Below are 13,397 nucleotides of genomic sequence, written 5' to 3' on the forward strand. Positions count from 1 at the left end.
GAATGCGGTAAGGGTCGTACGAAGCGACTAGAGCTGTTCCTTGCGTGTCAGGTGGTTGAAGAACAGCCAGCCCGGCAGCACCGGCAGCCAGAAGGTCAGCAACCGGTACAGCAGCACCGCCGGGGTCGCGACCGCGTAGGGCAGGCCCGCGAACGTCAGCGCCGTGATGAGCGCGCCCTCGACCGCGCCGATACCGCCGGGCGTCGGCACCGCGGAGCCGAGCGCGTTGGCGGTCAGGAAGACGACAGCGACGGTGGCGTAGCTCAGGTGGACGTCGCTGCCGAAGGCACGGATCGAGGCGTCCAGGCACATCACGAACGCCGCGGTCAGCAGGAGCATCCCGCCGATACCGGTGATCAGCTTCTGCGGCCGCTGCAGTACGTCGAGCATGCGCGGCACCACACCCGCGAACAACGACCGCACCCGCGTCACCACGAACCTGCGCAGGATCGGCACGGCCGTCACCACCAGCGCCAGCACCGCCGCCGTCAGCAGTCCCGCGATCACCGTCCGGGAAGGGGAGAGCGTGGGGGTGTGTTCGGTGCCCGTCACATAGCCGAAGATCATCAGCAGCGTGATGTGGCTCGCGAGGCCGAAGAGCTGCGAGGCGCCGACACTCGCCACGGCGAGCCCCGGGCGTACACCGGCGCGCTGGAGGAAACGGGTGTTCAGCGCCACGCCGCCGATCGCCGCCGGCGCGACCAGCTTCACGAAGGACCCGGCCACCTGTGCCTTGACCGTTCGCCAGAAGGCGACCTTTTCGGGAACGAAGCCGAGCAGGCTCATCGCCGCGGCCGGATAGCTCAGCGCCGAGAACAGCACGGCCACCGCGGCCCAGCGCCAGTCCGCCTTCGCGATCGCCTCGCCCATGTCGTTGGCCATCAGCGTCGAGATCAGGAAGTACGCGGCGAACGCGCCGGCGACGACGCTGACGAGCGTGCGGAGTCTGATGCGTTCGAGGCGGGCCGGCTCGACCAGCGCCTGCGGCCGGATGAGCAGCACCTGGTGGCGGATCTGCGTCAGCAGGTCCTCTTCGCGCGCCTCCTCCAGGGCCTCCTCCGTGGCGCCCTTCCCGGCCTTCTTCCCCGCGCGTACGGACTTGCGGCCACCGGCCGCCGCGGCTTGGCCGGCGCCGGGCTCCCCGGTTTCGGCCGCCGTGGTGGCGTGCGAGGCGTCGAGCACCGCCTCGCGCTCGCGCTGCGAGCGTTCGCGCGCCAGCTTGCGCAGCGTCGCGCGCGTGGAGCGGCTGAGCGCGATCGGCTGGAGCAGCGGCAGGCTGTCGGCGACCGCGTCGGGCCCCAGCACCGCCACGGCGGCGGCCACGGCGCGCTCGGCGCCCGCGCGCAGCCCCAGCGTCGTCAGGAGCTGTGCGACGTCCATGCGCAGGACGACGTCGCCCGCGGCGATCTCACCGCCGCGCAGATCGGTCAGGATGACCCTGCCGGAACGATCCACCAGGATCGCGTCGCCGACGAGTCTGCGGTGCGCGATGCGGCGCGACTGGAGGGCCTTCACCTGACGCCAGGCACCGTGCAGCAGCTCGTCGGTGATCTCCTCGTCGGGCAGCGAGTCCAGGGAACGGCCGCCCAGGTGCTCGTACACGAGCATCACGGCGTCGGGGCCGAGTTCGGACGTGGCGATCAGCTTCGGCGCGTTGGCCCCGGCGGCGATGGCGGCGTACGCGATCAGCGCCTCCTGCTCCAGGGCCTGGCGCAGGGACTGGATCGAGCGGCGCTGGGTGATGCCGCGCAGGGTCACCTGGCGCCACACCCGGTAGAAGAACCCCTGCGCCTGCTGCTCGCGGTCGACGACGGTGACGTCGAGGGGCGGCCCGTCCTCCAGGGTGACGAGGTAGCGCCGCCCGCGGTCGCCCTGTTCGGCCGAGTCGGGCACGTCCTCGGCGCGCATCGCCGTCACGGGGCGGAAGCCGACGCGCCGCAGGCCCGCGAGGAGGGTCTGTCCGGTGGGCCGTACGTTCGGGGATCCGACGGTGTAGAGCGTTCCGTACGCGACGGTCCAGCCGATCAGCACAGTGACGATGATCGAGAACGGGGTGGTCTGGCGGCCGACCAGGACGGCGAACGAGTTGAGCAGCAGCACCCCCCACAGCGCCACGCGCCAGCGCGGCCTGCGGGCCATGCCGACGGCTGTCATGTAGGCGATGACGGGCGCGAGGTAACCGTGCACGGGATCGGTCAGCTCGCCGTTCTCCGCGGCCTGTGTGAGCGCTTCCCTGATCGCGTCCGGGGCGGCCTCGGAGACCCACAGGTCGGTGGCGAGCGCGACACCGTGCGCGAGCACGGCCGCCAGAACGCCGTCCGCGATCCGCAGCCCGTCGCGCTTGACCAGCCGCTCGATCGCGAAGGCTACCGGGAGGATCAGTACGGCGATGCTGGAGATGAGGCCGGCCAGCTTGATGAAGACGTCCGGGGTCTGGCCCGTGCCCTTGCTGATGTCCTGTTCGAGCCCGGACGCCGTGCCGTGCGCGAAGGCCGCGATGGCCAGTACGCAGACGATGCCCAGTACGCCGACGAGCAGCCGTACCAGGTCGGAGGGGCGGTGCACGCGCGCGGAGAGCAGCGGTTCGTCGCCGGACACTCGGTCGATGTGGCTTCCTCCGGGCCCGCTGTCCATGTTCTTCGTGGGCCTCTCGGGAGCGTTCTCGGGAGCGTCAGGATGCGACTCGGCGCCAGGGGTGCTCGCCACCGGGGGAGGCTGCACGCCCTGCTCCTTCGTCACGTCTTCTCGATCTCGTATCACCTGTCACCGCCCGGATGATGGTGGCATGACCGGATGACAGAGGGGGGCATCAGGGTGCATTGCGGGGGCGTGCGGTGTTTTGGACATGCCCCGGGGGGCAGCGTGCACGGTCGGTGCCGTGGTGCAGGATGGGCCGGATGAACGACGAGCCGGAAGCCCCCGCACTCCCCGAGTACGCCGAACGCGTGCTGGAGGTGGCGGAGATGATTCCGCCCGGACGTGTGATGACGTACGGGGACGTCGCCGAGTGGCTCGAGGAGGGCGGCCCCCGTCAGGTGGGGCGGGTGATGGCGCTCTACGGCGGCGGCGCGCCCTGGTGGCGCGTGGTGCGTTCCGACGGCGTGCTGCTGCCCGGCCACGAACTGCGCGCACTGGGGCACTACCGCGCGGAGGGCACCCCGCTGCGCACGGCCACCCGGCAGTCCGGGGACCACCTGCCGCGCCTGGACATGAAGCGAGCGCGGTGGGACGGCGCCGCGGCCGGTGGTCCGGCCGGCGGTCCGGCCGGTGGAAGTGGACAAACTCACACGGCTCACACCTGACAGCCTCCAGCATGCGGCGGCGCGGCGGGCGGTACCAGGAGCGTACGGCGCGCGGGGAAGGGCACGGTCCGGGTCACCGCACGGGGTACGGGGCGGAGTCGCTGCGTCCCCGGCGCCCACTGGCGTAGCGTCCTCAGGACGCGGCGCGCGCAGAGCGCTCATCCCGCACCCACCGCGCCCCGCGCGCGGCGACAAGTCAATCCGTACACCCACCAGGACCGGCGATCCACGTGAGCTCCTCCACTTCCACAGGTTCCGCCTGGAATCCCCCGCACCGTCAGGCGCGGCAGCGGACCCCGAGCGCGTACCGACTGGTGCGTACCCCGCCGGGCCCGGTGGATCCCCCTCTCCTGGACGCACGACAGCGCGCTGTGGTTGACCACCCGGGCGGGCCGTTGCTGGTCCTCGCGGGCCCGGGCACCGGCAAGACGACGACCCTGGTGGAGGCCGTCGCCGCGCGCGTCGCCAAGGGGGCCGACCCGGCGCGCATCCTGGTGCTCACCTTCAGCCGCAAGGCGGCGGTGGAACTGCGCGACCGCATGGCGCTGCGGCTCGGCGGCGCGTACGGGCCGCAGGCGACCACGTTCCACTCCTTCTGCTACGCCCTGGTCCGCGCCCATCAGGACAGCGACCTCTTCAGCGAACCCCTGCGCCTGCTGTCCGGCCCCGAGCAGGACGTGGCCGTACGCGACCTGCTCGCCGGCCACGTGGAGCTGGAGCGCACCGGCCTGCCTTCCCCCGTCCGGTGGCCGGACGAGCTGCGCGCCTGCCTCACCACGCGCGGCTTCGCCGACGAGGTCCGCGCGGTGCTGGCGCGCAGCCGGGAGCTGGGGCTCGGCCCCGACGCCCTCGGGGCCTTCGCGGCGCGTACGGGACGGCCCGACTGGAAGGCCGCGGCGGCCTTCCTGGCCGAGTATCTCGACGTACTCGACATGCAGGGCGTCCTGGACTACGCGGAACTGGTGCACCGCGCGGTGCTGCTCGCCGAGCGGGCGGAGTCCACGGGACGGCTCAGCGCGCGGTACGACGCGGTCTTCGTGGACGAGTACCAGGACACGGACCCCGCGCAGGTCCGTCTCCTCCACGCCCTGGCCGGTTCCGGCCGCACCCTGGTGGCCTTCGGCGACCCGGACCAGTCGATCTACGCGTTCCGTGGTGCGGACGTCGGCGGCATCCTCGACTTCCCGGACAGATTCCGCGGAACGGACGGCGCCCCTTCCCCGGTGGAGGTGCTGACGACCTCGCGCCGCTCGGGAGCCGGCCTCCTGGCGGCCACCCGTCTGCTCACCCGCCGGATGCCGCTGACGCGCCTGCCGGCCGAGAAGGTACGGGCCCACCGCGATCTGGCTCCGGTACGCGAAGGGGGCCGCGTGGAGGTCTTCACGTACCCGACGGCGGGCACGGAGCTCGACAACATCGCGGACATCCTGCGCCGCGCCCACCTGGAGGAGGGCGTGCCGTGGAACGAGATGGCGGTACTGGTACGCGCCGGCGGCCGCACGATCCCCGCCGTACGCAGGGCCCTCACGTCAGCGGGCGTTCCCCTGGAGATCGACGGCGACGACCTCGCCCTGCGCCACGAGCCCGCGGTGGCTCCCCTGCTGACGGCCCTGAGGGCAGTGGCCGGGGCGGCGGTCGCTCCGTCCGCCGCCATGTCCCGGGAATCCGGCCCCGGCAGCGGGGAGCAGCCCCTTGCGGCGCCGGCCCAGGGCAGCGGAACCGACGTCCCCGGCGGGCCGGACACGTCCGCCGCGCGTCACGACACGGACGTTGCCGGGGAGTCCGGGGAGCCCGGCCCACAGCCCGAGGAACCCGAGGAAGAGCAAGAGCAAGAGCAAGAGCAAGAGAGGGACCGGACAGGTCCCACCCCGCCCGCTGCCGCCACCACCTGGCTCAGCACGGAAGCCGCCGCCGAACTGCTCGCCTCGCCGCTCGCCGGCATGGACACCGCGGACCTCCGCCGCCTCGGCCGAGCCCTGCGCGACGAGGAGCGTGCCGCCGGCAACCGGCTCCCGCCACCCTCCGACGAACTGCTCGCCCGCGCTCTCGCCGAACCCGAGCGCCTGGCCGCGCACGACCCGGCGTACGCCCGTGGCGCCCAGCGCCTCGGCACGCTCCTGCGCAAGGCCCGCACCCTCCTCGAAGCCGGCGGCACCGCCGAAGAGGCCCTCTGGGAGCTGTGGAACGGCACTCCCTGGCCAGGACGCCTGGAGCGCGCCGCCCTGCGCGGCGGACCGGCCGGCCGCAACGCCGACCGCGACCTCGACGCCGTGTGCGCGCTGTTCGACACCGCCGCCCGCGCCGAGGAACGCTCCGGCGGCCGCGGCGCCCTGAACTTCCTGGAAGAGCTCGACGCCCAGGACATCGCCGCCGACACCCTCAGCAAGCGTGCCGTACGCCCCGACGCCGTACGCCTGATGACCGCGCACCGCTCGAAAGGACTGGAGTGGCGCCTGGTCGTCGTGGCAGGCGTACAGGAGGGCCTGTGGCCCGACCTGCGCCGCCGCGGTTCGCTCCTCGAAGCGGACCGGATCGGCCGCGACGGCCTCGCCGAGCCCCTCACCCCCGGCGCCCTCCTCGCCGAGGAACGCCGCCTCTTCTACGTCGCCGCGACCCGCGCGCGCGAGCGCCTCGTCGTCACCGCCGTCAAGGCCCCCGCCGACGACGGCGACCAGCCCTCCCGCTTCCTCACCGAACTCGGCGTCGAACCCAAGGACGTCACCGGCCGCCCCCGCCGCCCCCTCGCCGTGGCCGCCCTCGTCGCCGAACTGCGCGCCACCACCGTCGACCCGGCGGCGACCCCCGCCCTGCGCGACGCCGCCGCCCGCAGGCTGGCCCGCCTCGCCGCCCTCGCCGACGAGGACGGCCAGCCGCTGGTCCCTTCCGCGCACCCGTACCGCTGGTGGGGCCTGTACGACCCGACGCACAGCAGCATCCCCCTGCGCGACCGCAACCAGCCCGTGGCGCTCTCGGGAAGCGCCCTGGACCAGCTCGCGAACACCTGCTCCCTGCAGTGGTTCCTGGGACGCGAGGTGAAAGCCGACGCGCCCGCGACCGCCGCGCAGGGTTTCGGCAACGTCGTGCACGTCCTGGCCGACGAGGTCGCGTCCGGCCGTACGCCCGCCGATCTCGCCGTACTCATGGAACGCCTCGACTCCGTCTGGAACGCCCTCGCCTTCGACGCCCCCTGGAAGTCCCAGCAGGAGAAGGAGCACGCGCGCGTGGCGCTCGAACGCTTCCTCCAGTGGCACGTCATGGACCGCGGCGGCCGCACCCCGGTGGCCACCGAGCACGACTTCGACGTGACCCTGGAGGCGGGCGGCGCGTACGAGGTGCGTATCCGAGGTTCCATGGACCGCGTCGAGGCGGACGCCGAGGGACGGGCGTACGTCGTCGACTTCAAGACCGGGAAAGCGGCCCCCACGCGCGAGGAGGTCGCCCACCACCCCCAGCTCGCCGTCTACCAGCTCGCCGTACGGGAAGGCGCGGTGGACGACGTCTTCGGCGGGACGCGCCCCGAGCCGGGCGGCGCCGAACTCGTACAGCTGCGGCAGCCGGCCGCCAAGAAGGACGGCGGGGAGGCCCTCCCCAAGATCCAGGCGCAGGAGCCGCTCGCCGGGGAGTGGGTCGGCGATCTGCTCGCCACCGCCGCGGGCCGCGTACTCGACGAACGCTTCAGCCCGGCCACCGGCCAGCACTGCACGCACTGCGCGTTCCGCGCCGCGTGCAGCGCGCAGCCGGAGGGCCGCCACATCGTCGAGTAGCGCCGGCGTCGTCGAGTGGCGCCGGCGCCACGGAACGTCGCTGTCAGTGGGGCCGGATAGCCTCTCTCGGGTGTCAGCTCGAATCACCGACCCCGAGGAGCTCAAAGAGCTCCTCGGCATCCCGTTCACCCCGGAGCAGATGGCGTGCGTCACCGCACCGCCCGCCCCGCAGGTCATCGTGGCCGGAGCCGGTTCGGGCAAGACGACGGTCATGGCCGCGCGCGTGGTGTGGCTGGTCGGCACCGGGCAGGTCGCCCCCGAGCAGGTGCTGGGCCTGACCTTCACCAACAAGGCGGCCGGTGAGCTCGCCGAGCGCGTGCGCAAGGCGCTGGTGCGCGCCGGAGTGACCGACCCCGACGTCATCGACCCCGACAACCCTCCCGGCGAGCCCCGGATCTCGACGTACCACGCCTTCGCCGGGCAGCTCCTCGCCGACCACGGCCTGCGCATCGGCCTCGAACCCACCGCCCGCCTCCTCGCCGACGCCACCCGCTACCAGCTCGCCGCCCGTGTGCTGCGCGAGGCGCCCGGCCCGTACCCCGCACTGACCAGGTCGTTCCCGTCCCTGGTCAGCGACCTGCTGGCGCTGGACGCCGAGCTGGCCGAGCACCTCGTGAAGCCGGCCCGCCTCGCGGCGTACGACACCGAGCTGCTGAGCACCCTCGCGTCCGTCAAGCTCTCCAACGCCGACCTGCGCAAGGTCCCCGAGGCGGCCGCCGCCCGCCTCGAACTGCTCGACCTCACCACCCGCTACCGCGAGGCCAAGCGCAGCCGCGACCTCCTCGACTTCGGCGACCAGATCGCGCTCTCCGCCGAGCTCGCGCTCACCAGCGAGGAGACCGGCCGGGCCCTGCGCGACGAGTTCCGGGTGGTCCTGCTCGACGAGTACCAGGACACGTCGGTCGCGCAGCGCCTGCTCCTCTCCGGCCTGTTCGGCGGCGGCACCGGGCACGCCGTGACGGCGGTCGGCGACCCCTGCCAGGCGATCTACGGCTGGCGCGGTGCCTCCGTCGCCAACCTCGACGACTTCCCCGCCCACTTCCCGTACGCCGACGGAAGCCCGGCCGCCCGGTTCTCGCTCAGCGAGAACCGCCGCAGCGGCGGCCGCCTCCTCGACCTCGCCAACGGCATGGCCGCCGGGCTGCGTGCCATGCACGAGGGCGTGGAGGCGCTGCGCCCGGCCCCCGGCGCTGAGCGCGACGGCATCGTCCGCTGCGCCCTCCTGCCCACCCACGCGGAGGAGATCGAGTGGCTGGCCGACTCGATCGCCCACCTCGTCCGTACGGGCAAGGAGCCGGGCGAGATCGCCGTCCTGTGCCGTACGGCGGGGGACTTCGCCGAGATCCAGGGCGCGCTGGTGGCCCGCGACGTACCGGTCGAGGTCGTCGGCCTCTCCGGACTGCTCCACCTCCCCGAGGTGGCCGACCTCGTCGCGGTCTGCGAGGTCCTCCAGGACCCGGGCGCCAACGCCTCGCTCGTCCGCATCCTCACCGGCCCGCGCTGGCGCATCGGCCCGCGCGACCTGGCGCTGCTGGGACGCCGGGCACGCCTGCTCGTGCACCGCGCGCCGGGCGCCGACCCGGACGCCGACCCCGACGGGAGGCTGGCCGAGGCCGTCGAGGGCGTGGACCCGGCGGAGGTCATCTCCCTCGCCGACGCGCTCGACACCTTCCTGGAGTCCGGTGGCGGTACGGACGACGGCCTGCCTTTTTCGGCGGACGCCCGGGTCCGTTTCGCCCGTCTCGCGGCCGAACTGCGCGACCTGCGCCGCTCGCTCGCCGACCCGCTCATGGACGTACTGCACCGGGTACTCGCCACGACGGGCCTCGAAGTGGAACTGTCCGCCTCACCGCACGCCCTGGCCGCCCGCCGGCGCGAGACGCTGAGCAACTTCCTGGACACGGCGGCGGGGTTCGCGGCGCTCGACGGAGAGGCCAACCTGCTGGCCTTCCTCGGCTTCCTGCGGACCGCCGCCCAGTACGAGAAGGGCCTGGACAACGCTCTGCCCGGCGGCGAGAACACCGTCAAGGTGCTCACCGCGCACAAGTCCAAGGGCCTGGAGTGGGACGTCGTGGCGGTGCCGGGCCTGGTCGCGGGCCACTTCCCGAGCGAGCAGTCCCGCGACTCCTGGACGTCCCAGGCCAAGGTGCTGCCGCACGCGCTGCGCGGTGACGCGGCGACCCTGCCGGACGTGGGGGAGTGGGACAGCAAGGGCATCAAGGCGTTCAAGGACGACATGAAGGCCCACCAGCACACCGAGGAGCTCCGCCTCGGGTACGTCACCTTCACGCGCCCGCGTTCGCTGCTGCTCGGCTCGGGCCACTGGTGGGGCCCGACCCAGAAGAAGCCGCGCGGCCCTTCCGGCTTCCTGCGGGCGCTGTACGACCACTGCGCGGCCGGCTTCGGGGAGATCGAGGCATGGGCGGACGAGCCGGCGGAGGACGAGGAGAACCCCTCCCTGCGCGAGTCGGCGGCGGACCGCGCCTGGCCCCTGCCGCTGGACCCCACGTCCATGGCCCGCCGCCGCCGGGCGGCGGAAACGGTCATGGCCCACCTGGAGAGGCTGGCCACGGCCCGGACCGACGAGGAGCCCGCCGCCTACGCGGACGAAGACACCGCCAACGGCCCGGCGGACTGGGACACCCTCCTGACGGAACGCCCCACGGCGGCCGGCACCGACGCCGGGGCCGACGCCGGCCTCTACGCCGATGCCGGCCCCGACGGTCCTCCGGACGCGTTCCACGAAGGTGAAGAAGCCCCAGAAGAAGAAGCCCCAGAAGAAGAAGATCCCGGCCCGGCGGACTGGGACAGCTGGCCGACGCTGCGCCCCGGTGCCATACCCGCACCCCGGACCCCCCCGGGCCCCGAGCGCCCCGGCGCCGTACCGGAGCACGCCCACCCCGCTTCCGGCGCCCGGGACCACGACACCGCGCCCGCACGCCCCCACCCGACGGACCCGACGGACCCGACGGACCTGGCGGACCCGCCCCACCCGACGGACCCGCCCCACCCGGCGGACCCGGCAGACCTCCCCGGGACCCGGAGGCCCGCAGGATTCGTCCCACAGCCCCGGGAAGAGGCGGGCCGGAGCGGGAGCACCCTCACCCCCGAGGAGGCCCGCGCCGTCGCCTCCTGGGACCGCGACCTCGACGCCCTCGCCGGTGAGCTCCGCCGTGCCCGCGCCACCACCCGCGACGTCCACGTACCGCCTTCCCTCACCGCCTCCCAGCTCCTGCGGCTCGCCGCCGACCCCGACGGCTTCGCCCACGAGCTCGCCCGCCCCATGCCGCGCCCGCCCCAGCCCGCCGCCCGCCGCGGCACCCGGTTCCACGCGTGGGTGGAGTCACGTTTCGAGGAGCTGCCGCTGCCCATGTTCGGCCCCGACGAGCTGCCCGGCGGCGACGTGACCGAGGCCGAGATCGCGGACGAGCGCGACCTGGCCGCCCTCAAGGAGGCGTTCGAGCGCACCCCGTACGCCCGCCGCACCCCGTACCGCATCGAAGTGCCCTTCCACCTCACCCTCGCGGGCCGGGTGATCCGGGGCCGTATGGACGCGGTGTACCGCGACGAGGACACCGGCGCGTACGAGATCGTCGACTGGAAGACCAGCCGCGAGCGCACCGCCGACCCCCTCCAGCTCGCGGTCTACCGCCTCGCCTGGGCCGAGCGGTACGACCTGCCCCTCGACTCCGTGGCCGCCGCCTTCCTCTACGTGCGCACCGGCGAAATCGCGCGCCCCGCCCCCCTCCCCGGCCGTGCCGAGCTCGAACGGATCCTGCTGGACGAGCCCCCTCCGACGGGCGGATAGGCTCAAGGACATGAGCGACACCCCGGACAGCGTCGTCCGTACGTACATCGACACGCATCGCGCGGCCTTCCTCGGCGACCTCGCCGACTGGCTGCGCATCCCGTCCGTGTCGGCGCAGCCCGCACACGCCGCCGACGTGTGCCGCAGCGCCGAATGGCTCTCCGCGAAGCTCGAGGAGACCGGCTTCCCCGTCACCGAGATCTGGCCCACGGCGGGCGCCCCGGCGGTCTTCGCCGAGTGGCCGAGCGGCGATCCGGCCGCCCCCACCGTCCTCGTCTACGGACACCACGACGTGCAGCCCGCCGCCCGCGCGGACGGCTGGCACACCGACCCCTTCGAGCCGGAGATCGTCGACGGCAGGCTCTACGCCCGCGGCGCCGCCGACGACAAGGGGCAGGTGTTCTTCCACACCCTCGGGGTACGCGCCCACCTCGCCGCCACCGGCCGCACCGCCCCCGCCGTCAACCTCAAGCTCCTCGTCGAGGGCGAGGAGGAGTCCGGCTCCCCGCACTTCCGCGCCCTCGTCGAGGAGCGCGCCGAGCGCCTCACCGCCGACGCCGTGATCGTCTCCGACACCGGCATGTGGTCCGAGGACACCCCGACCGTCTGCACGGGCATGCGCGGCGTGGCCGACTGCGAGATCGAGCTGTACGGCCCCGACCAGGACATCCACTCGGGATCCTTCGGCGGCGCCGTCCCCAACCCCGCCACCGTCGCCGCCCGCCTGGTCGCCGCTCTCCACGACGAGGACGAGCGCATCACGATCCCCGGTTTCTACGACGGCGTCGTCGAGCTCACGGACCGCGAGCGCGAGCTGTTCGCCGAGCTCCCCTTCGACGAGGCCCAGTGGCTGCGTACGGCCAAGTCCCGCGCCACCCTCGGCGAGGCGGGCCACACCACCCTGGAACGCGTCTGGGCCCGCCCGACCGCCGAGGTCAACGGCATCGGCGGCGGCTACCAGGGCCCCGGCGGCAAGACGATCGTCCCGTCCTCCGCCCACCTGAAGCTGTCCTTCCGCCTGGTGGCGGGCCAGGACCCGGACAAGATCGAGCAGTCCGTACGCGACTGGATCGCCACCCGCGTCCCGGCCGGCATCCGCCACGGGATCACGTTCGGCGCCGCCACCCGCCCGTGCCTGACCCCGTTGGACCACCCCGCCCTCCAGTCCGTCGTACGGGCCATGGGCCGCGCCTTCGGCCAGAAGATCCGCTTCACCCGCGAGGGCGGTTCGGGACCCGCGGCCGACCTCCAGGACGTACTCGGTGCACCGGTGCTCTTCCTGGGTATCTCCGTACCGTCCGACGGCTGGCACGCACCCGACGAGAAGGTCGAGCTCGACCTGCTCCTCAAGGGCGTCGAGACCACCGCGTACCTGTGGGGCGACCTCGCGGCGCACTGGCGCGCCTCCTGAACCTGAACACCGTCCGAATCCACCAGGGGGAGTTGGAAGCACCTGTGAGCACCTCGACCGACCACACGGGCACGGGCCTGACCACGGAGACCGCGCGGACCACGGAGCGGCCGATCGGGCTCACCGCCCCGAGCGGCATCGACCGCGCCGCGCACCACCGCCTCGACGAGGCCTGGCTGGCCGCGGCGTGGAGCCACCCGACGACCCGCGTCTTCGTGGTCTCCGGCGGCCAGGCCCTGATCGACGAACCCGCAGACAACGCTGACGGCCGCACCGAACTCGTCATGACCCCGGCCTTCGAGGCCCCGGTCACCGAGACGCACCGCTATTTCCTCGGTACGGACGAGGACGGCGTCAGCTACTTCGCGCTCCAGAAGGACTCCCTGCCCGGCCGGATGGACCAGTCCGCGCGGCCTGCGGGCCTGCGCGAAGCCGGGCTCCTGCTCTCCCCGCGCGACGCGGGCCTGATGGTCCACGCGGTGGCCCTGGAGAACTGGCAGCGGCTGCACCGGTTCTGTTCGCGCTGCGGCGAGCGCACCGTCATCGCGGCGGCCGGGCACATCCGCCGCTGCCAGGCGTGCGGCGCCGAGCACTACCCGCGTACCGACCCGGCTGTGATCATGCTGGTCACGGACGAGGAGGACCGCGCGCTGCTCGGCCGCCAGGTGCACTGGCCCGAAGGCCGGTTCTCGACGCTCGCGGGTTTCGTGGAGCCCGGCGAGTCGATCGAGGAGTCGGTGGCCCGTGAGGTCTTCGAGGAGGCGGGCGTCACCGTCGGCAGCGTCGAGTACGTCGCCAGCCAGCCGTGGCCCTTCCCGTCCAGCCTGATGCTGGGCTTCATGGCACGCGCCACGTCGTCGGAGATCAACGTGGACGGCGAGGAGATCGAAGAGGCGCGCTGGTTCTCCCGGGACGACCTGCGGAGCGCCATCGAGTCCGGCGAGATCGTGTCCCCCTCGGGCATCTCCATCGCGGCCCGCCTGGTGGAGATCTGGTACGGCAAGCCCCTGCCGAAGCCACTGAACCCGTAACCCCCGCGCCATACGGAAGGGCCCCCGCGCCGCTGCGCTGCCGGGGGCCCTTCCGTATGTGTTCCGCGTGCTCTGCGTACG

Annotated in this window: 6 protein-coding genes; 5 read left to right on the plus strand and 1 reads right to left on the minus strand. The window is 73.4% G+C overall.

Annotation, left to right across the window (positions count from 1 at the left end; translation table 11 throughout):
* Window positions 1-27 precede the first annotated feature (27 nt).
* Window positions 28-2,721 carry a flippase-like domain-containing protein gene (locus ACWDZ4_RS01705; protein WP_451506476.1) on the minus strand — a complete coding sequence of 898 codons (2,694 nt, stop codon included), beginning with the start codon at window positions 2,719-2,721 and terminating at the stop codon, window positions 28-30.
* 176 nt (window positions 2,722-2,897) lie between these two features.
* On the opposite strand from ACWDZ4_RS01705, the gene ACWDZ4_RS01710 reads away from it, so the two are divergent.
* The 5 genes from ACWDZ4_RS01710 to nudC all read left to right on the plus strand — a co-directional run bounded on the left by ACWDZ4_RS01710 (window position 2,898) and on the right by nudC (window position 13,316).
* Window positions 2,898-3,302 (plus strand): MGMT family protein, encoded by a 405-nt coding sequence (locus ACWDZ4_RS01710; protein WP_451506477.1) that lies wholly within the window; start codon window positions 2,898-2,900, stop codon window positions 3,300-3,302.
* A gap of 230 nt (window positions 3,303-3,532) precedes the next feature.
* On the plus strand, window positions 3,533-7,066 hold the full coding sequence (locus ACWDZ4_RS01715; RefSeq protein WP_451506478.1) for an ATP-dependent helicase: 3,534 nt from the start codon (window positions 3,533-3,535) through the stop codon (window positions 7,064-7,066).
* Window positions 7,067-7,136: 70 nt separating this feature from the next.
* Window positions 7,137-10,874, plus strand: a complete 3,738-nt coding sequence (locus ACWDZ4_RS01720) for a UvrD-helicase domain-containing protein (protein WP_451506479.1) — start codon at window positions 7,137-7,139, stop codon at window positions 10,872-10,874.
* A gap of 10 nt (window positions 10,875-10,884) precedes the next feature.
* On the plus strand, window positions 10,885-12,285 hold the full coding sequence (locus ACWDZ4_RS01725; RefSeq protein ID WP_451506480.1) for a dipeptidase: 1,401 nt from the start codon (window positions 10,885-10,887) through the stop codon (window positions 12,283-12,285).
* A 77-nt stretch (window positions 12,286-12,362) separates the two neighbouring features.
* Window positions 12,363-13,316 carry an NAD(+) diphosphatase gene (gene nudC, locus ACWDZ4_RS01730; protein ID WP_451506662.1) on the plus strand — a complete coding sequence of 318 codons (954 nt, stop codon included), beginning with the start codon at window positions 12,363-12,365 and terminating at the stop codon, window positions 13,314-13,316.
* Window positions 13,317-13,397 lie beyond the last annotated feature (81 nt).

Source organism: Streptomyces sp. NPDC003016 (assembly GCF_053591455.1).